Genomic DNA, 20,213 nt, shown 5'->3' on the forward strand with positions numbered 1-20,213 from the left:
CAGCAGATCGGAGATACGTGACGATACAGATTGAGCTTGCTGAACCTGCAGTTGTCTCTGTGCGCATGTACGACCTCGTCGGGCGACGAGTGGCGACGGTGGTGGAAGGGCGCCCGCTGCCCGCCAGGGTACACCGTTTCACCTGGCACGGCAATGATGATGCAGGAAGGGCGTTACCCTCAGGCGTCTATTTCTGTCGTGTACAAGCCGGGAACAGGTGGCGCGTGCAGAAGGTGGTGAAGGCGAGGTGAGTACGGCCAGCGGCAGCAAGTGGCGAATAGGCGGCAGGCGAAGCGGTGGGAGTAATTGTCTCTTGAAAAAGAGGCAAGAAATTCGTACATTGTCGCCGTGGGAAGGAAGGTGCGGCGGGACGGTGAGGAGGTGGCCGTGGACAGTGAGGCAGCCCGCTACCAACGGAACAAGTTGCTCTTAGGGATTGCGGAGACGGTGCTCTCATGGGCCGTCCTGCTGGGGTCGGTGCTCAGCGGTCTGACCATGCATCTGGAAGGGCTGGCGACCGCAGCGTGTGCTCACCCCTATTTGTCCTTCCTCCTCTTCGCATGCCTGGTAGGGTCCGTGCAGCTGGCCGCCGTCTTTCCGCTGTTGCTGTGGCGGGACTTTTTCCTTGAGCGGCGGTACGGCCTGTGCACGCAGGACTTTGCCAAGTGGCTACTCGAGCAGGCAAAGGGCATAACGGTCGCCGCGATGGTGGCGGCGCCCGCGTTGCTCTTGTTCTTTTACCTTTTTCGTACTTTGCCGACGGCGTGGTGGGCCCCGTATGCAGTGGCGACAGTGGTGGTGAGCATCGGGCTTACCGCGGTGGGGCCGCGGCTGATCTTGCCGCTCTTTCACCGTTTCCACCCCATCGGTGATCAGGAGCTCCAGGAGCGGCTCTCTCGCTTGGCCTCACCGTTGGGCGTGCGGGTGAGTGAGGTGCTGCGCTTCGACCTCAGCAGAAAGTCGCGAAAGGCAAATGCGGCACTGGTGGGCATGGGGCGAACGCGGCGCATCGTGGTCAGCGACACGTTGTTGGACCACTTTACCCCGGCGGAGGTCGAGAGCGTGGTGGCCCATGAGCTTGGCCATCACGCGCACGGCCACCTGTGGAAGATGCTGGCCGCAACCGCAGCGCAGGTGACCCTGGGACTGTGGGCGAGCGCCTGGCTTTATGATCGCCTGCTGAGCAAGGGAGCTGGCTCGCCCCATGGCTTGGCCTCCTTGCCACTGCTGGCCTGCCTTTTCGCGGCCTACCAGGTGTTCACTTCACCGGTGCTGCGTGCGCTCTCGCGGCGCTTTGAGATCGAGGCTGATCTGTTCGCCTTGCAACACGGCTCGAACGAGGCCTTCCGCTCGGCCCTCGAGCGGCTGGGGGCGATGAACATGTCCGATCCGGACCCGCATCCCGTGGTGGAATTTCTCTTCTACAGCCACCCGAGCTTGCGGAGAAGGCTGAAGATGGCCATGCGGCAAGTGGCACCGGAGAGTAGGGAGAGGCTGACGCACCTTCCGGAGACAGAGGGATAGCGGTTTTGTTGCAAGTCACAAGACATATGGACCAGCGATGTTGAGGCAATCTGCAAAGTATCCAATTGCTGCCGAGCTTCTCAGCATCACGCCTGAGCAGGTCGCCCAACTGGACCAGGAGTGCACGGGTGGCCGCGGCTGGGAGTTTTACGCCAATGGCTTCGTGAGCGGCGCGACGGTCTTTCGCAACACGCTCATTGGCCAGGTGCGCGAGCTCACGATGGTCAACATCGTGGAGATCAAAGTGCGGGGAAGGGAAATCTACACTTCCTGCACCTGCTCTCACCGCGGCGGCATTTGCAATCACGCCCTGGCACTCTTGTACTCCTGGATCAACGACGGGGAGAGCTTCCTGGACGTGGGGGAGTCCATGGACGAGCTGGAGAAGTTAGACAAGGGCGACCTGCTGCGGATCGTGCGGCGTATTTTGGTACGAGAGCCCAAGTTTCTTTCGCTCGCGCTCGGCCGTGACGCCGCCGATGATGATGACTCCCTCCTCGAGGACGATCCGCTGTTTGACCAAGAGGTGGAGTGAAGCGCGGCACCGTGGGGGGCAGGGCTGCAGTGCAGCCGGCGTACGGGTGCAGGCGGTTCGGGGAATAGCGGAACACCTGTAACGACTACCATCTGCAGGAGATGCGAAAGTCTGGTTCGGGAGCGCCATGAGAGGTCAGGTCATTGCACGGCACATCGTCTTGCTGTTGGGGATTGGGTTGATAAGTGTGGGGCCAGGCATTGCCCTACCCGTGGGTGGACCAGAGAGCGAGGAACTCTTCCCGGTGCCGCCCAACCTCAAGGCCAACGTTGACTTTTGGACCAAGGTCTATGCCGTCTACACTCGTCGGCAAATGCTCCTGCACGATGCCGAGCGGCTGGATATCGTCTACGAGGTGGTCGACCTGGACAGCCTGTGGCGGTACAGCGAGGGTTCTCGCTATGCCCGCGTGAGGCCCATTGAAAACGAATACCGGGCCATTTTGACTCACTTTGACCATAACCCACCCATCGATACGCTTGGCCTGAAGGGCCGCGAAAAGCGCGCTTACCTGCTATGGCGCGACTGCCAGGATCCGTACAAGTACCGGAAGGCGGCAGCCAACCTACGATGGCAGCAAGGGCAGCGGGACGCGGTGATGGAAGGGCTTCGACGCTCCGGCCGTTTCTTGGAAGAGATGCGGCAGATCCTCCGCCGCTACGAAGTGCCCGAGGAACTGGTCTATTTGCCCTTAGTGGAGTCACTCTACCATCCCCGCGCGTATTCCAAGTCGGGCGCTGCCGGGATCTGGCAGTTCACCCGCAGCACCGGCCGCCTGTTCTTGAAAATCAACTACGACGTCGATGAGCGGTTTGACCCTATCAAAGCTACCGAAGCTGCGGCCAAGTTGCTGAGGAAGAACTACGAAGAGCTGGGCAACTGGCCATTAGCAGTCACTGCATACAACCACGGCGTCAACGGCATGAAACGGGCCCAAGAGCTGCTGGAAAGCTCTGACCTTGGCCATATCGCTGCGAACTATCGTGGCCGCGCTTTCGGTTTTGCTTCGCGGAACTTTTATGCGGAATTTCTCGCGGCCAAGCATGTGATGGAGAACAGGGAGAAGTACTTCGGCCCGGTGGAAACGGACCCGCCGGTGCGCTATGCAGTCTTCCGGGTGCCGCACTATGTGAAGGCCTCCACTTTGATGAAGAAATTCGGCCTGAGCAAACAGGAGTTCATGGCCTACAACCCCGCACTGCGTGGACCGGTGCTTGACGACCGCCGCTACGTGCCGGAAGGCTACGAGCTCAGGCTACCTCCGGACAAGGCCAGCGTGGCGGAAGCCCTGTACGCAGAAATTCCCAAAGAGGAGCGCTCCGAAGAGCAGGTGCACGAGAAGACCGCCTCAGGCTATTACCGGGTGCGCGAGGGGGACAGCATGTGGAGCATCTCCCGGCGGTTCGGCGTGAGCATCCAGGAACTGATGGCCATTAATGGCATAGACGATCCGAAGCGGTTGCAACCCGGACAGCTCTTGTCAGTGGTGGCGGAGACCAAGCTGGCGGTGGTGCCGAAAGGTGGGGAACGTGAAGCGCAAGGAGGTGGTGCCACTTCCGAGGCACGACCGCTGGTCATTGTGGACACTGCAGGTCAGCCAGCAGCGAGCGCGCACGCACTGGCTTCCACTCCTCTGGCGCCGACTGGCCCCTACGGCCCGGCAGTGCGCCCGGACACTTTCTATGTGGATATCCCAGACCCGGTGGGCAGGACGGTGGTAGTGCTTAGCGATGAGACCATCGGCCACTTTGCCGATTGGCTTAACCTGCCGGTGCGCCGTTTGCGCAATCTCAACGGCCTCAGGCCAAACGAAGACATCTACGTGGGCCAGCGCATCCTCGTCAACTTCAGCAAGGTGACCGTCGAGGAGTTCCGCCGCCGCAGAATCGAGTACCACCAGGGGATTCGGGAGGACTTTTTCCAGCGCTTCCGGGTGGACAGCGTGCGCACCCACCAGATCGCGGCAGGGGAGAACGTCTACTCCCTGTGCAGGGACGTCTACGATGTGCCCTATTGGCTGGTGGTGGACTACAACGTGGGCAAGAATCTGCAGAAGCTGCGTCCGGGCGATGTTGTCCGGATACCGGTGGTCTCTGCGATAAATGGAAGGAAGACGGATGCTCGCTCGATTCTGTAGCTGGTCGCTGCTGCTCGTCGGCGCCCTGTGCTGCTCGCCAGCCAGGGAGCCCGCCCCTTCTCCGGTGGAAAGCGGCCTCGACGTGCTGCTCGCCAGCGATTGCTCGTTGCTCAAAGGTAAGCGCGTGGGGGTCATCACCAATCACACTGGCATCGACCGCCAAGGGCGCCACATTGCCGACCTCCTCCATGAAGCGCCCGGCGTAACGCTGAGCAAGCTGTTTGCTCCGGAACATGGCATCCGGGGCACCGCCGAAGCCGGGGCGCAGATCGGTGCCGAAGTGGACGCCAAGACCGGGGTGCCCATCCTCAGCCTGTACGGCGAGACGAAGAAGCCCACCCCGGAGATGCTCAGTGACCTGGACGTGCTGGTGTTCGACATTCAGGATGTGGGCACGCGCTTCTACACCTACATCAGCACTATGTCCTTAGCCATGGAGGCTGCCGCCGAGCAGCAGATCCCTTTCGTTGTGCTCGATAGACCCAACCCCATCGGGGGAGTGATGGTGGAAGGGCCGGTGTTGGCCCCTGAGAATCGCTCGTTTGTGGGCATCCATCCTATTGCCTTGCGCCATGGAATGACAGTCGGCGAATTGGCACGGCTTTTCAACGAAGAGGGCTGGCTGGCCGGCGGCAAAAAGGCAGAACTCACCGTGGTACGCATGAAGAACTGGCGGCGCCACATGCTCTTTGGCGATACCGGTCTGCCCTGGGTCAAGCCCTCGCCGAACATCGTCTCGCCGATGACTGCCCTGCTCTACCCTGGCATCGGGTTGTTGGAAGCGACCAATGTGGCCGAGGGACGCGGTACGCAGGCGCCTTTCGAGAACATCGGTGCGCCGTGGATCGACCCTGCCAAACTCCTCCAGGCGTTGCAGCGCCGCTCGGTTGCTGGCCTGGCATTGGACTCGACCTCATTTGTGCCGGTAGACTTGCCCGGCGTGGCGACCAATCCCAAGTACGAGGGGCAGCTCTGCAAGGGTTTGCGGCTGCGGGTCACCAAACCGGAGTCGCTGAGAGCAGTCGATTTTGGCATCCACCTCATTGCCGCGCTGCGTGATTTGCACCCGGACAAGTTTGCCATCCGCGAGGCGGGCATGCGCCTCATGACGGGCTCCACGCCAGTGACGACCGCTTTGATCCGCGGCGAGGCGCCGGAGGCTATCATCGCCTCCTGGAACCAGGAGCTGCAGACGTTTCTCTCCCTGCGCCAGAAATACCTGCTCTATGATTGACCCCGGTCGGCCATCCTCCTGGGGTTCCGCTGGAGACCGTGCCCTGCGTGAGTGAGCCGCTCCCACAGTTTCCCAAATTGCGCCTCATCGATGCGACGCCCATACGCCACGGCGGTCGCAACATGGTGGCGGTGCACGACCCCACTCACCTTTCCGACGGCGTGGTGTTGCTGTCAGAAGACCTGGCCTATGTGCTGCAGTTCATGGATGGACGTCACTCCTTGTTGGACCTGCGGGCAGCATACATGCGCCGCTTCGGCAGCTTTCTTTTTGAGGAACAGCTCAACCAGCTTGTCCGCATGCTGGACGAGCAGCTCTTGCTGGACAACGAGCGCTTTGCCAAGCACCGGCAGCAGGTGGAGGAGGCCTTTCGCCGCGCGCCTGTGCGGGAGAGTGCGCACGCGGGGCAGAGCTACCCCGCCGAGGCAGAGGAGCTTCGCCGGCTGCTGAGCAACTTTTGTGAGGTCGCCACTGAGGAAGGCCCCGGCCGGACGCCTTTCCAGCCTGACCAGCTCAAAGGGTGCGTGGTGCCGCACATCGACCTGCGCGCCGGAGGCCCATGCTACGGGCACGCCTACCGCGGACTGCTCACCGCAGGCAAGGCCGACCTGTACTTAGTGCTGGGCACGAGCCATGCGCCGGTCTCTTCTCTCTTCGCCGGCACACTGAAACCCTTCCAGACGCCCCTCGGCGTAGCCCCCACCGATCAGGGTTTCATGGAAAGCGTGGCTCGCCAATGGGGCGATGACCTCTTCGCTAATGAACTTGCCCACCGCAGCGAGCATACCATCGAATTCCAGGTGCTCTTCCTGCAACACCTGTTTGGTGAAGTGCGGATTGCTCCCATCCTCTGTTCGTTCTCCGCGGAGCAGCTGCTCGACGACAATGGCGATGGTGGGCGCGTCCGTGACTTTGTGCAGGCGCTGCGCAGCGCAGTGCAGAGCTTTTCTGGGCGGGTCATCGGGCTGGCAAGTGCCGACCTGTCGCACGTCGGACCGCGCTATGGCGATCCGTGGGCCGTGGACAGTAATCGCCTCGCCCTTGTCCGACGCCACGACCTCGAGTTTCTCGAAGCCGTGACCAGGGGCGACGCGGAGGCGGTGGCCAGGAGCATGGCCGCTTCCCAGAACCGCTTCCGCGTGTGCGGGTTTCCGCCCATCTACACTCTGCTGCGAGCGCTGGAGGTCCGAGGTGGAGCGGTGCTCGACCACCGCCACGCCGTGATGGACGACCAGGGGTCGGTGGTAACCTTTGCTGCGGTAGCGCTGTTCTGAGTTGCCTGAACGGGCCGTCTCTTGGGCCAGCCGAACCGAGGAAACCAACTGTACGTCCATCGCGAACTTGCTTTTGATCACGCTTCGCCGACCGCGCCGCTCGGGTGTTGACTTTTGCCACTCTTTTGCTTGACTTCCTTGGGGGAAGGTCGTATATTATGGCTGAACAGAGGCGTGCGGTCAGGCCCACTGCACGCCGCCGGTGAACTGCACATAGCCACGGAGGCGGCCATGTCCTACACACTTCCCGTCCTCAAATTTGTCGCAGCTTCTGGCATTGGCGTGGTGGTGTTGGGTTGTCTCATGCTCCTGGGCATACTCCGAGGGCGGCAGAATCCGCTGTCCTACATGCTCGGCGGCGCCGTGTGCGTCGCCATCGGCCTTTGGGTGTATCATCTTCGCACACCAGGTACTGTGAAGCTTGACCAGGGCAAGCTGAGCTTGAAGGTGCCGATGTATCGTGAACGTGTGCTCACCGGGGCCGACGTGGCGAGAGCCTGGGTGGAGGAGCTGCATCGCGACAACCCCTGGCGCCCGGTGAAAAAGAAGAGCGGCACAGCAACGCGCACTGTGCGCAGTGGCCACTTTGTCCTCGCCAACGGGCGGCGTGCCTTCGTACTCACCGAAGGCAACAAGGTGCTGTGCATCGAGACAAAGCAGGGGGAGCTCTACCAGGTGGGCATTCCCGAGCTCGAACAGCTGGTGCGCCTCTTCTCTGAGCAGATTCACCCGGTTGGGCTTGAGTTTGACACGCCCGAGCCACCCACTGCCGCGAAGGATTGAGCGCAAAAGGCTCATTCAGTTGCCTCCTTGACTCTCACGCAGCTAGGGGAGAAAACAGGCGATGGAGCATGACTACCAGCAGATCCTGGTGGCCCTGACCGCTGCCTTGGGTCTTGCCTTCACCATCGAGCGCGTGCTGCAGGTGGTGAAGACGCTGTTTGACAAGGTGCTTTTCCATGCTCAGGAGTTGGCTCCGCAAGCCAGCGAGGCGCCCGAACGGCTCATCGCTGCCATACAGGCACGCCATGAGCAGAATGCCCATGACCTCCAGGTGGAGGAGCTGGAAGAGATCCGGGCCAAGCTGAGAAGGGAAGGGGAGGCTCTGCCCGAGGCGTTCAGAGGCTCGCTCACCGCACGCTTGGCCGAGCTGGAGAAGTTGGACCTCGACACGAGCAGGACCGAGGTGGAAGAGCAGTGCCCCGAGGGCACAGCGCTGGTCGACGAAATGCCGACTCCCGACCGCCTCAAGGTGGTGCGCACCTTCTGGTTGCAAATCCTCGGCGCCTTTGCGGGGGTAGTAGTCTGCTCTGTGGCGCACTTTGGCCTGCTGGCGAGGCTGATGGGGGCAGAGATTGGCATACCACTGCGCCTCGATTGGGTCCTCACGGGTGTGCTCATCGGTGCGGGGGCGCAGCCGGTGCACTTTCTCATCGAATTTATCACGCGGCGCAAGATCACCAGTCTCAAATCGGCGCCAGCAGAAGAGACAGCGGGCGTCGAGGAGAGGCCTCGCGGGCCAGGGAGCGCAGCGCCTGTGCTTTCGAGCCAAGGAGTGATTGGCGTCCCCTACTCCGGAGGGATCGACCGGGAGGCGCTGGAGCACGTCCACCTGCGGCCTGCCAACCCGGACCTCATCGTCTTCCATCACACCGGCATGCACAGCGATACCACCTTCAATGATGTGGTCAGTCTGATCAAGCAAAAAGGGTGGGTGACAGGCTACCATTGCGTGGTGCTGAAGGACGGTTCTGTCCACACCTTCTGCCGCTGGGACCGTTACGGCAATCACGTGCGGGGCTACAATCTGCGCTCCTTGGGCATTGCCCTGAACGGCAATTTTGAGACTGATCCAGCCCAGCCTTTTGCCAATTACGACGGCAGGTACGGCCTGCTCTCGCCAAGCGATGCGCAGTTGGACGCGGCGGCGCGCGTGGTGGCATTGTGGACGCTGCTTTATGACATCCCGTTGGCGTTCGACAGCGCCATCGTGCCTCATAGCGCGCTGGTACCTACCAGCTGTCCCGGCTCCAATTTCCCCTTTGCCTTGTTCCAGGAGCTGGTAGCTGGCTATCACCGCCAGTGGCAGGAGTCGGAAGACGCGCGTCGAGAGCTTGCCCTCTTCCAGAAGAAGCCTTTCCTCTACGTCTGAACCGGAGGTGCTTAGCCATGGAGAATCAGACGACGAGCGAGGTCATTCTGCACGTGACCTACCTGTACTTGCTGATTCTGGTGCTGGCCCTGCTTGTGGAGCGCATCATGGAAGTGCTGATGGCCTGCTACGACATGCTGGAGTACAAGTGCGGCTGGTATCGCTGGTGGCAGAAGCGCGCGGAGAGGCTGCGCCTGCGGCTTGCGCGTCGTGCCAGCGGCGCGGCCTTGTACCAGGCCAGTGATGCTTCTGCGTTGCTCTACTTGATCCGCGACGTCCTGCTGGGCAAGAAGGCTGGACACTCAGGCATGATCCCCATCATCAGTCCAAAGCTCGTTCGCCATGCTGCCATCGCAGTGACCACCCGGGTAGTGGCCAGTCTACTGGGGGTTGCGCTGTGCGTGGCCACCAAGATTGACGTTGTGCGCACCTTCAACATGGATTTGCAGATCGACCGTCTGGAGAAGTTGCCCGCGGCAGTGACCATGCTGGTTAGCGGCATCATCGTGGGCCTTGGCTCGGAGCCGGTGCACAGTCTTATTCAGGAGGTCGAGCGTCGGCGCAAGCGCAAGGAGGCGCAGGCCGAGGCAGGCACGGCTGTCCCTGAGGGGAGGTAGCTCATGGACCTGTACACCATCGCGCTGCTTGTTGTCGGCGTGCTCATCATCGCCGGTGTGCTTTGGCAGCTCCGCAGGAGCGCCAAGGCGGGGATGGTGTTTGTGCTGGCGGCCCTGGCCGCAGTCCTTGGCCTTTCTGTGTTTGCCGAGGCCAGGCGGCGCCGGCTTTTGAAGCAGCTCCAGACCAGAGAGGCGGAATTGGCAGGCCTGGAGCGACGGCTGGCAGAGCTGCGGAAGCAATATGCGCTGTCCGCGCAAGAGGTGCGCGAGGCGCAGGAAGCCATGCGGAGAGAGCGGGCCGCCTACATGCGGCGCATCCTGATGCTGGAGGCCGAGAAGGAAAAACGCGTCGAGGCCATCGAGCGCATGAGTTCCGAAGAAGTGATGGAAGCCTTTGCCAGGGCATTTGGCGACCGGCGGTAGGCACGGCACGCCGTGGAGAGGAGGTAAGCACATGCACGCATCCCGACTAAATCCTCTGGCCGCCATCGCCGGTGCGGCTTTGCTGGTGGCTGTTACCACTCCTTCGCTTTTCGGCCAGAGGTGTGCCGTCATTGATTCCAGCGGCGGCAACTTCTTGGTGAACATCAACGGCCAGACCTACCTGGCCGTGCCGCTTGCCACCGCCAAGGAGGCGCTAAAGGCGCGCGAGGAGCTAAGCGCCGCCTTGAGTCGCGCCCAGGCGGCCGATTCTCTGTTGGCCTGCTACGAGAGGATGAACGCTGCTTATGAGCGCCACTTTCGCTTGCAGTCGGCCCTCATCGAGCAGACGCAGCAGCTCTACGCCGGCTATCGGCAGCTGGCACAGGACTATCGCCGCATCAAAGGCGAGGCCTTTTTCCGGTTTGAAGCAGGCGTGGGAGCGGTGCGCGACCACGATCGCGACGAGCTGATGCCGGTTCTGCTGGTAGGCAGCTCCATCGGGCGCCTGAGCGTGTGGGCCTTTCTCGACCGGCGCGACTCTGGCTTCATCTTCGGCGGCAACCTCCCGGTGCGCTGGGGCGGGCTCTTTTGAGCCTTATTTGGGGGCCAGCAGAAGTTCCGTAGCCCATGCCCATCGGTTGGCAGGCCCGGTCCCCGGTGATTGGCGGTGCAGGACGAGCATTGAGCGGCAGGATCGAGCGCGGAGATGGCCAATTACAAAGTGAGCACTTGCCGCCACTGCAGACGAATTTCTTTCTGAGGGATCCGCGTGAGATTGCATAAGCCGGAATATCCGAGAAGAGAGAAATATCTCACTGGCTGTTCGTTCAGCCTCATCCTCTCGTCGCGGATCACCGACAAGACTGTCCTGGCTGAGACGATGACCACGCGGAGGCCATTAGCGGCGGCGGGAGTGGCGTCCCCGCATGGCCTCCTGCGATGTCCCGGGGGCGTGTTTCCCCTTTGGAGAGATCTGCAAGGAAAGGTTTGATGGCCGGAGTTCTTAGTCCAGGACGAAGCTGAGAGAGATGCGTCCGCGCTCCACGTCGACGGCGAGCACCTTGACGTCCACGACGTCGCCGACCGAGACCACCTCCAAGGGATCCTTGACGAAGGTGCGCGCCATTTGGCTGCGGTGCACCAGGCCGTCCTGTTTGACGCCGATGTCCACAAAAGCGCCAAAGTCGACCACGTTGCGCACCGTGCCCTTCAGGACCATCCCGGGCTTCAGGTCTTCGATCTTGAGCACGTCCCTGCGGAAGATGGGCCCCGGCATGTCTTCGCGGGGATCGCGTCCCGGGCGCGCCAGGCTCTCCACAATGTCGGCCAACGTCTCCGGGCCACACCCGCAACGCACCGCCAGCTCCGCCACGGTGAGGCCGCGCTCCTGCATACGCTTGCGCACCACCTCGCCCTCTTTTCTGGCTTCCTCAAGGCTGAGGCCGAGCTCCTTGAGAAGCTTTTCTGCGGCAGGGTACGACTCCGGGTGGACGGCGGTGGCATCCAAGAAGTTGTCGCCGTCAGGAATGCGCAGGAAGCCCGCGGCTTGCACAAAGGTGTTCTCGCCGAGCCCTTTGACCCTCTTGAGCTCCTCACGCGTCCGGAACGGACCATGGGCGTTGCGGTGGGCGACGATGGCCTCTGCCACCTTGCGGTTGATGCCCGCCACATAGCGCAGCAGGGCAGGCGAGGCAGTGTTCACATCCACCCCGACGCGATTCACACAGGACTGCACGACCCAATCCAGGGCCTCGCTCAAACGCGCCTGGTTCACGTCGTGCTGGTACATCCCCACGCCGATGGACTTGGGGTCAATCTTGACCAGTTCCGCCAATGGATCCAAGAGGCGGCGAGCGATGGACACGTTGCCCCGCATGGAGGCGTCCAGTTCGGGAAGCTCCTGGCGCGCCAGTGGCGAGGCACTGTACACCGAGGCCCCCGCTTCGTTGACGATCGTGTAGACGACCGGACGCTTCTCCTCGGCGATCACTTCGCTCACCAGAAGCTCAGTCTCCCGGCTGGCGGTGCCGTTGCCAATGGCCACAATGTCCACCGCGTAGTCTTCGATGAGCTCGTGCAGCACTTCCTTGGCCTCGTTCCACAGACGCTGCGGCTCGTGCGGGTAGATGGTCTGGCCTTCCAAGTATTTACCAGTGGGATCGATGACAGCGACTTTGCAGCCGGTGCGGTACCCGGGGTCAATGCCCATAATCACCTTGCCGCGAATTGGCGGCGCCATGAGCAGATGACGGAGGTTCTCCGCAAAGGTCTGGATGGCCTTCTCCTCAGCTCGTTCCGTGAGCTGGGCGCGCAGGTCCCGCTCGATGGCAGGGGCCAGCAGCCGGTGGTAGGCATCCTCGATAGCAGCCGCAAGGTCTTGGACGAAGATGGAGGAAGGATTGGTGATGTAGCGAGAGGCAATAGCCGCGATCAATGGTTCCGGTTCGATCTCGATATGCACGCGCAGCACGTCTTCCCGCTCCCCTCGGTTGATGGCCAAAATGCGGTGGGGCGGAATGCTGCGCACCGGCTCGGCATGCTCTGCGTACATCTCGTACACACCGGCGTGAGCCGGATCTTTGGCGGCGGTGCGGAGGAGCCCTTTCTGCCAGGTTGTCTCGCGTAGCATCTGGCGCACGTCCGCATCGTCGGCCACTACTTCGGCGACAATGTCACGGGCCCCGCGCAGGGCGTCCTCTGCGCTCTTTACCCCCTTTTCCGGGGCAATGTACGTGGCGGCAATGGTCACACGATCGCCGCTTTCCAGCTCTTGCGCCAGAATGAGTTGGGCCAAAGGCTCGAGGCCCTGCTCCCTGGCCACAGTGGCGCGCGTGCGCTTCTTGGGCTTGTAAGGGAGGTAGAGGTCTTCGACCTCTTGGAGCTTGGTGGCGGCGAGGATGCGCGCCTCGAGCTCAGGCGTCAGCTTGCCCTGTTCCTGAATGCTGCGCAGCACCACTGCCTTGCGTTCCTCCAAGTTGCGGAGGTAGCGGATGCGCGTCTCGATGGTGCGGATGGCCTCTTCGTCCAGGCTGCCGGTCAGTTCCTTTCGGTATCTGGCGATGAAGGGCACGGTGTTGCCGGCGTCCAGCAGTTCTACCGTGTTTTTCACCTGGCGCCAGCCCAGGTGCAGTTCTTCTGCCAGGAGCGTAATGAGAGCGTTTTCATCCATGAGCGGTTGACCTCAAAGCATGGGGCCCTGCGCTGGCCCAGATGGCCATCCGGCGACTTGGGTTATGTCTCCTGTGCGAGCAGGCACAGCCAACTTACCTCGTTCGGCCGAGCGCGCGTGTGAGCTGCGCATGCGCTTCTTTGCCGTTAAAGGCGTGAGGGGCGTGCTGGCGAACCTGGCCCATGAGGTAGCGGAGCTTCTTGACCTCGGGCACGGTTGGGTCGGCGACAAGGTTTTTGTACTGGCGCAGGACTTCTGCCACGGCCTTGCGCAGCGCCCGTCCGTCCGATTTTTGATACTGCACTTCCGCTACGACCTGTTGCACGGAAGCCCCCTCGCTGTAGCCCAAAGCCTCGAAGGCGGTGGCCAGTTGCTGGGCGTTGAGCCCTGCCGCCCCAGCCTGGCGTACCAGCTCTAAGAATTGCGCGTTCAGCAGGGAGGCTATCCGAACGCCTCGTCGCTGGAGTGCGGGAGCGCGACACACCAGCAGTGCCGCTATGCTGCGCGGCGGGAAAAGGTTCTCTTTGGCGGCCTTCTCAAAGAGCTCCACATATGGGCTGTTGAGGACTTGCTGTGCCAGCGTCGGCGAGAGGCCCCATTGCTGGTAGCGGGCCAAGCGCGCCCAAGGCTTCTCCGGCACGGTGGTCTGCAGGCGGGCCAGGCGCTCCGGCCTGATGCGCGTGGGCGGATGGTCAGTATCAGGGTACATGCGGTCCGGCCCGGGCAGGATGCGTTCAAAGTCGGTGGCGCCGCCCGGGAGTGCCTGCCTCGTCTCATTGGGCACCCCCTCAGTCGCCTCTACCACTCGTGTCCTGATTTCGTCCACTGCGGTGTTGGTGTCGGCGTCGCTACCGTGGCAGATGCACACGGCGTCCTGCACCGACATGCGGAAACGCTCGCGGATGACCGCGAGCTCCGCTTCGCGGCCAGGGTAGTGGGGGTAGGAATCGGTGTGCACCAGGATCGGCGGCTGATCCAGGCAGGCAATGACCCTCACTCTTCCGGCTAACTCGTCGGCAAAGGTGCGCCCGGCTCCCAGAGGATGGTTCAACAACCCACGCAAGCCCCCCAGCTTGATGCCGCGCACGATTTCCCCTCGCTGCACTGCTTCCCGAAAAGGCGCAAATTCCGAGCGGGCGAAAACGTCGTTGAGCTTGTGGATCTCGAAGCGCAGAGATGCGGGGAAGAGGCCGCGATGGCGCAGCTCGTCACGCAGCTCAAGGAGCCTCTTCTGTCTGATGGCTTCGTAGTGCACCAGGGCCGGGATCAGGCCTATTCTCGGCACGCCTTTGATTTCGCAGCGCCCGCCTCCGCTGATGCTCACGTTGACATCCTGGCGGACCGAGCCGATGCCCCGGCGCACCTTGCCGGTGGCCCGCACCACCTGGCTGATGAGGCGGATCCCCTCGGCGGCTTCCTCTGGGGTGTGCATGTCCGCACCAGTGATGATCTCCGCCAGCGGCATGCCCAGGCGGTCGGTGCGAAAGGTGATGGTATGGCCCACGTCGCTGACCTCGCGACAGGCGTCCTCTTCCAAGTTGACCTGCAAGATCCTTATCGTCCGCCCCTTGAAGGGCACTGCCCCGTCAATGCCCACAACCATGGTGCGTTGGAAGCCAGTGGGGATGCTGCCATCCAGGTATTGCTTACGCGCCACGTGCACTTCGTCGATGATTTTGCACTCTAAGGCTAAGGCAATCTGGATGGCAATGTCCAACGCCTGCTCGTTGACCAAGAATGGCGGCGTGTCGTCGATTTCATAGGTGCACACCGACTCTGGGTTGAGGAGGTAGACGACGTTTTTCTTGGTCTTGAATTCCATGAGGGCGGTGCCGTCATAGGTGCCCATTTCGGAGAGGGTCGGGCGCATGTGCCTGAGGACCTCGGCCTGGTGCACGTGTGAGTAACGACCTGCGGGGCAATGGCAGAAGAGCTTGCGCTCGGTGAGCAGCTGCTGGTGGATTTCGACACCCACCTTCAGACCAAGTTCCTGGTAGTCGATCTGTTCGGGAAAGGTGTGCATAATGCCTCAAGCGCGCATGGTTCTGATTTAGCGACTGGCCGACGCTACCTCGAGCGTGCTGGTGAAGACAGCAGGGAACGGTAGAGCTCTTCGACTCGTGCCATCCACAGACGGTGGTCGGCACGCTCCTCCACGAGAGAACGATTGCGAAGCGCCATAGCAGCTCTCTGGCGCGGATGGCGCAGCAGCCAGACAATAGCCTCTGCCAGCGCGTCTACGTCTCGTACAGGTACCACAAGGCCGTTTTCCCCGTGACGCACCCACTCGCCCACGTACGGCAGGTCGCTGAGCACGGGCACGGCGCCACAAGCCATGGCTTCGGTAAGAGAGCCTGGCATTCCCTCCGAAGAGGGCACTGAGACGAACACCTCGGCCACGTGGTAGAGCGGAGCGATCCGCTCGTTCTCCACCGGCCCCAGAAGAACCACGGCGTCCTGCACCTTGAGTTCTGCCACCAGCGCGCGCAAAGCCTGCTCCTGTTCGGCGGTGCCGCGATAGGCGAAGAGGAACACGACGTCGGGCACTGCTGCGCGCACTTTGGGGACGGCACGGAGGACGATGTCCAGGTTGTAGACCCTGCCGAGCATGCGCGTGCTCAGTACCACCGGTCTGTCCTGCAGGCCTAAAGCCTGCCGCAGGTCTGAGTCGCCCCGTTTGAAGGGGAAGCGCTCAAGCTCCAAGCCCGCCTGGATCAGATGGACCCTGCGCTCGTCGGCTCCTGCCTGCACCAGCTTGCGGCACAGGTCAGCCGAGTTTGCGGTGAGCAAATCTGCGCGGCGGACGCACAGCCTGGTGAGGACGCTGTAGAACAGGGAGCGATGCACATCGACATTGAGGTCTGAACCCCAGGCTGTGGCCACGAAGGGGCGAATGCCGCTGAGCATGCCGATCCAGCCGTTTGCCGAAAGGTAGTGCGCGTGGAGGATGTCGATGTGCCCGCTGCGCGCCAGCTGGCGCACCCGCAAGGCGTTGTCGATGATGAGCGTCTTGGTAACAAGCCCTGGCCAAGTGCGGACAATGTGGCGAAGAGGCCCTTCGCCGGGCCGGTGCAAGTGCACGCCAGGAAGAGAGGCGGCACTGACATGGGCAAAGGAACCCGGATACGGCAGGAGCTCGGCTTTGTGTCCCGCGCCCGCAAAGTACCTCAGCCAGCGCTGCACGTGGATGGCAGCCGGGTCTCCCAGGTACAGAAGCCGCAATCCTCTCGCCACAGCTTCTCTCCCCTCATGCAGAAAAAGGCAAGCGTGTGGTGGGACCGAAGGGACTCGTCTGGCGCCAGTGGCTAGGGACGCCCGAGGGACAGCCATGCGGAGAACCAAGCGGTGCCCAAAGGCAGCTCCCCAAGGTGCGGCAGGAGATTGGGGCGATCAAACGAGGTCGCCGGGCTGCAGAACTGCGCCCACACCGCATGGCCGAACCGCGAGATTGCGCTGGAGCAGACGGGCACTTCACAGTCGGTGTCTCTCCTTTGTTGTTGCCTGAGCGGGGCGCGGAACCTGCCCAGTGACCACAGCCTCCAGCACACCGGCGAGCTCTTTGGTCAGGTGGCGACGGTCCAGGGATGCCACTCCGGCTTCGTCGACCTTGGCCAGATGCAGACGCCCCTCTCGCCATCTCTCGTGCGCCAGTTCGATGGCGCGCCTGATTGCCTGCTCATCGTTTGGCGGGACCACAGTCCCCACCCGCAGGCGCTGCACAAGGGCGGCGGCTTCACCCTCTGGCGCCAATGCCAGGATGGGTTTGCGCGCGCCGATGTACTCGTACAGCTTGCCGGTGATGATGCCCTTGTTGGCAGGCGCATCGTCGATGATGAGCAGCAGCATGTCCGACGACAAGAGGAAACGCAGACTCTCCCCGTGCGGCACATAGGGCACCACTTCCACTACGCCGGCCAGCTCCGGGTCGCGAAGCATCTCCTCGATGAACCCACCGGTCCGTCCCACAAAACGCAGCAGGAGACGCTCGCGGAGAACGGGCTGCTCGGCGATGAGTGACTTCACCGCCCGCAGCAGCGCCTCCGGGTTGCGATGGCCGTACAGAGAGCCAGTGTAGGTGACGATGAGGCGGTCTGGTCGGGGCAGAGGTGTCAGGCCTTCGTAGTCGGCACCGTCGTAGCCGTTGGGCAGAATGTGCCAGCGGTTGTCATACAGTTTCGCGTGCCGGCTGGCCAGGTCCTCTGCCACGCCGCGCGACACGCCCAGAATCGCATCGGCACGCGCCAGCACCTGATGCTCCAAGAAGCAATCTACAGCCCGGGGCAGAAGAGGCCGTTGCGCCGCCGACAACCACCCCACCCACGAGTCCCGAAAGTCCGCCACCCACGGCAGGCCGGTGAGAAGCTTGAGGCAGAGGCCGATCAAGTGGCACGTGTAAGGCGGGGCGGAGCTGTAGATGACTGCAACTTGCTCCTGGCGCGCCACGCGCACTCCGCCGTACACAGCAAAAGGCAGCCAACCTACGCGCGCGTCCGGGATAAAAAGCCAGGCCCGCACCGCCTCCGCAAGCCGTTCCTTGAAGGCGCGCCGCTGGCGCTCGTCGCGGGTGAGCGAGGCGATGTCCAAGGCCTCATCTGGCCGCTTGCCGGTCAATCGCCGGTACAGGCGGTACGGCTCTACAATGCGCGTGCGAAAGACGCGAGCCTCCGGCGGTACCTCTGCCTGCAGCGTGGGGTCGTAGGCGGGATAGTCGGCATGGCGAGCGGTGAGCACCACCGGCTGCCAGCCGCAGGAGGGCAGGTACTTGACGAATTTCAAGCTCCTCTGTACGCCTGCCCCGCCGCTTGGGGGGAAGTAGTACGTCACCACCAGCACCTTCTTCCGCCAAGGGCTTTGCCGAGGAGCCGACGTCGTGTGCGCGCGGGCGAAGTTCATGGCGTGGCAAACGACTCGATGGCCTCAGCCAACCGATCCCAGGAGTAGCGTCTCTTGTGCTGGGCGATCTGTTCCGCGAAAGAGTGCTCCTTCTTCTCGGCAAAGTAGCTGACGATGGCACTGGCTAACGCTTTGGGATCATTTGCCGGCACGACAAAGCCAGTTGCCCCATGGACCACCTCATCCGGCAATCCGCCTACGTCGGTCGTGATCACCGGCTTGTTGAAGTGGTAGGCGATCTGGACAATGCCACTCTGCGTCGCCGACAAGTAGGGCAAAACTACCACGTCCGCCGCCGAATAGTAGAGCTTCACGTCCTGATTGGGAATGAACTCGTCCATAATCGTCACCGCAGAGGAGATGCCCAGCTGCTCGATGAGCTGCAGATAAGTCGACTTATCGCTGTAGAACTCACCAGCCACCAGCAGGCGAACAGGCGTCTGCCGCAGCACTTCCGGCATTGCCTGGAGGAGGACATGCAGTCCCTTGTACGCGCGCACGTAACCGAAGAAGAGGATCAGGTTGCCGCTGCCCAGGCCCAAACGGCGGCGCGCCTCTTCCTTAGGCAAGGGGTCACCGAAGATGCTGTACACCGGATGTGGCACGTGCCGGAAATCTGCATGTGGGACAAAGCGCAACAGGTCCTGCTGCACCGTGTGGGACATGACCACAAAGTGGTCTACAAAGGCGAGGGCCAGTCTGGTGAGGGGGACATCGAGCCGCGTGCCTTCGTGGGGGACGATGTTGTCGCAGATGTAGACGACGCGCGCCGCACACAGCAGCTTGCTCAGGAAGGCCACCGTGGCGAAGCACGGCGCGAAGAAGGGCATCCAGTACTTGAAGACCACCAGGTCTGGAGCGTGTTGGCGAATGCGCAAGGCTGCCCGCAGCCACGAAACAGGCCCAATTGAGTCCAGTAGCGGCTCCGCGTGAATCGGAATGGTTTCCTCCCCGGTGTCTTGTTGGGTACGGCCGGGGAACAGGAGAGCAGGGTATTGTCGCTTGAAGGAAATCACGTGCACCTGGTGGCCGCGGTCGCGGAGTGTGCGGTAGAGAAGCGCGTTGTAGTGGGCAATACCCCCGCGCAATGGGTAAGCGGTGCCAACAATCACAATTTTCATGCGCCGGCCACCCCCCCTGGGGCGAGCATTTGCACCTGGCGCAGGCAGCTTGCCAACACCCGCGCTGGATGGAGGTATTGCATGCAGTTATTCGGGCACTCGGCGGCATAGAAGCAACTGCAGGAGAATTCGGGCTCCAGTATCTCGCCAAGGCCATACAGCTCGAACTCGTGGCGGTTGAACGTGTTGTTGAAGAGCACCACTCTCTTCCCTAATCCGATGGCGATGTGCAGCGCCATGGTCACCGCCGTCACCACCACGTCTGTCTGGTCCACAAGGTTGATGAACTGTGGCAACGGAAAGTGGCCCAAATAGGCCGCGCCGGTCGCTTCTGCAAGGCGTCTGTTTTTCTCGTGCTCCTGGGGGCCGCCCAAGAGGATGACTCCCAGCCCCTTGGCGCGCAACTCCTTAGCCAACTGTGCCCAGTATTCCTCGGGCCACAACCTTGACCTCCAGCGGCTGCCGCAGCCCGTGTTCAGACCTACCAGCGGCCGCGGCTGCGGGACATGCCATTTCAGACCGAGGTGGGCGAAGTTGCTCAAAATGTACTTTTCGCCGGCAAAGGTGTAGCCACAAATCTCAAAGAGCTCTTGGGGGTAGGATTTCTTGTTGGTCTTGGCGACATCGTCAAAGAGGCCGGTCAGGAATTTGCCCTCGGCCGCCGCATTGGCAGGAGCCGGCGTGCCATCGCGCAGCAGATAGCCCTTCTTCTCTCGCGCCCGCACCATGGTGGCCAAGGCGCATGCTTCCCTGTCTTTGTCCAGGTTGATGACCAGGTCGAACTCGGTGGCCTGCAGGTAAAGGATATCTTCCAGCCGCCACGGGTGCACCCGATCCACAATGTCGGGGATGACCTCGGGCGTGTGGGTCAACCAGTGAATCACCGCCTGGGGGAAATCCCGGCGCAGGGGGTGAAGAATGGGGGTTGAGCGGATCACGTCGCCCACAGCACCCAGCTTGATGATCAGGATGCGCCCGGAAGTGGGCTCGTACCACTGGCACGCATCGCAGTGGACCTGGTGGGCCTTGTGGGGAGCACACGGCACGTCGCCGCGGAAATGTCGGCAGTCGGGGCGATAGGCGAACGTCATTGTCCTCGCAGAAGTAACCGGACCGCTGTTGCACAGGGGTGGC

General features: G+C 62.3%; 17 protein-coding genes. 11 read left to right on the forward strand and 6 right to left on the reverse strand.

What is annotated here, in order from left to right; genetic code table 11:
• The first annotated feature begins 17 nt into the window (after positions 1–17).
• The 11 genes from H5U38_09035 (at position 18) to H5U38_09085 (ending at position 10,488) form a co-directional block, all read left to right on the forward strand.
• Positions 18–251: a T9SS type A sorting domain-containing protein gene (locus tag H5U38_09035; protein ID MBC7187163.1), complete on the forward strand. Its 234-nt coding sequence runs from the start codon at positions 18–20 to the stop codon at positions 249–251.
• A 55-nt stretch (positions 252–306) separates the two neighbouring features.
• Positions 307–1,524 carry a M48 family metallopeptidase gene (locus tag H5U38_09040; GenBank protein MBC7187164.1) on the forward strand — a complete coding sequence of 406 codons (1,218 nt, stop codon included), beginning with the start codon at positions 307–309 and terminating at the stop codon, positions 1,522–1,524.
• A 37-nt stretch (positions 1,525–1,561) separates the two neighbouring features.
• Positions 1,562–2,059, forward strand: coding sequence for an SWIM zinc finger family protein (locus tag H5U38_09045; protein MBC7187165.1), 498 nt, complete (start codon positions 1,562–1,564; stop codon positions 2,057–2,059).
• 127 nt (positions 2,060–2,186) lie between these two features.
• Positions 2,187–4,196, forward strand: coding sequence for a LysM peptidoglycan-binding domain-containing protein (locus H5U38_09050; GenBank protein ID MBC7187166.1), 2,010 nt, complete (start codon positions 2,187–2,189; stop codon positions 4,194–4,196).
• Between the two features lie 85 nt (positions 4,197–4,281).
• Positions 4,282–5,430 (forward strand): DUF1343 domain-containing protein, encoded by a 1,149-nt coding sequence (locus H5U38_09055; GenBank protein ID MBC7187167.1) that lies wholly within the window; start codon positions 4,282–4,284, stop codon positions 5,428–5,430.
• Positions 5,431–5,477: 47 nt separating this feature from the next.
• Positions 5,478–6,704 carry an AmmeMemoRadiSam system protein B gene (gene amrB / locus H5U38_09060; protein MBC7187168.1) on the forward strand — a complete coding sequence of 409 codons (1,227 nt, stop codon included), beginning with the start codon at positions 5,478–5,480 and terminating at the stop codon, positions 6,702–6,704.
• A gap of 231 nt (positions 6,705–6,935) precedes the next feature.
• A complete protein-coding gene (locus H5U38_09065) occupies positions 6,936–7,487 on the forward strand; it encodes a hypothetical protein (protein ID MBC7187169.1) in 552 nt (183 codons plus the stop codon).
• A 61-nt stretch (positions 7,488–7,548) separates the two neighbouring features.
• The gene (locus tag H5U38_09070) at positions 7,549–8,856 is read left to right on the forward strand and encodes an N-acetylmuramoyl-L-alanine amidase (GenBank protein MBC7187170.1); all 1,308 of its coding nucleotides are present in this window, start codon (positions 7,549–7,551) and stop codon (positions 8,854–8,856) included.
• A gap of 17 nt (positions 8,857–8,873) precedes the next feature.
• Positions 8,874–9,473 carry a hypothetical protein gene (locus H5U38_09075; protein MBC7187171.1) on the forward strand — a complete coding sequence of 200 codons (600 nt, stop codon included), beginning with the start codon at positions 8,874–8,876 and terminating at the stop codon, positions 9,471–9,473.
• A gap of 3 nt (positions 9,474–9,476) precedes the next feature.
• Positions 9,477–9,896 carry a hypothetical protein gene (locus H5U38_09080; GenBank protein ID MBC7187172.1) on the forward strand — a complete coding sequence of 140 codons (420 nt, stop codon included), beginning with the start codon at positions 9,477–9,479 and terminating at the stop codon, positions 9,894–9,896.
• A 31-nt stretch (positions 9,897–9,927) separates the two neighbouring features.
• A complete protein-coding gene (locus H5U38_09085) occupies positions 9,928–10,488 on the forward strand; it encodes a hypothetical protein (GenBank protein MBC7187173.1) in 561 nt (186 codons plus the stop codon).
• A 411-nt stretch (positions 10,489–10,899) separates the two neighbouring features.
• Here H5U38_09085 and H5U38_09090 read toward each other — a convergent pair whose 3' ends face one another.
• The 6 genes from H5U38_09090 to H5U38_09115 all read right to left on the reverse strand — a co-directional run bounded on the left by H5U38_09090 (position 10,900) and on the right by H5U38_09115 (position 20,170).
• On the reverse strand, positions 10,900–13,065 hold the full coding sequence (locus H5U38_09090) for an RNA-binding transcriptional accessory protein (protein ID MBC7187174.1): 2,166 nt from the start codon (positions 13,063–13,065) through the stop codon (positions 10,900–10,902).
• Between the two features lie 94 nt (positions 13,066–13,159).
• Positions 13,160–15,088: a Glu-tRNA(Gln) amidotransferase subunit GatE gene (gene gatE, locus H5U38_09095; protein ID MBC7187175.1), complete on the reverse strand. Its 1,929-nt coding sequence runs from the start codon at positions 15,086–15,088 to the stop codon at positions 13,160–13,162.
• A gap of 44 nt (positions 15,089–15,132) precedes the next feature.
• A complete protein-coding gene (locus H5U38_09100) occupies positions 15,133–16,299 on the reverse strand; it encodes a glycosyltransferase family 4 protein (GenBank protein MBC7187176.1) in 1,167 nt (388 codons plus the stop codon).
• Positions 16,300–16,536: 237 nt separating this feature from the next.
• Positions 16,537–17,898 carry a glycosyltransferase family 4 protein gene (locus tag H5U38_09105; GenBank protein MBC7187177.1) on the reverse strand — a complete coding sequence of 454 codons (1,362 nt, stop codon included), beginning with the start codon at positions 17,896–17,898 and terminating at the stop codon, positions 16,537–16,539.
• 56 nt (positions 17,899–17,954) lie between these two features.
• Positions 17,955–19,079, reverse strand: a complete 1,125-nt coding sequence (locus H5U38_09110; protein ID MBC7187178.1) for a glycosyltransferase — start codon at positions 19,077–19,079, stop codon at positions 17,955–17,957.
• Positions 19,076–20,170 (reverse strand): glycosyltransferase family 9 protein, encoded by a 1,095-nt coding sequence (locus tag H5U38_09115; GenBank protein ID MBC7187179.1) that lies wholly within the window; start codon positions 20,168–20,170, stop codon positions 19,076–19,078. The genes H5U38_09110 and H5U38_09115 overlap by 4 nt, the downstream gene beginning before the upstream one ends.
• Positions 20,171–20,213: the final 43 nt, after the last annotated feature.

It is taken from the genome of Calditrichota bacterium (genome assembly GCA_014359355.1).
Taxonomy (GTDB): domain Bacteria; phylum Zhuqueibacterota; class Zhuqueibacteria; order JANLFK01; family Oleimicrobiaceae; genus Oleimicrobium.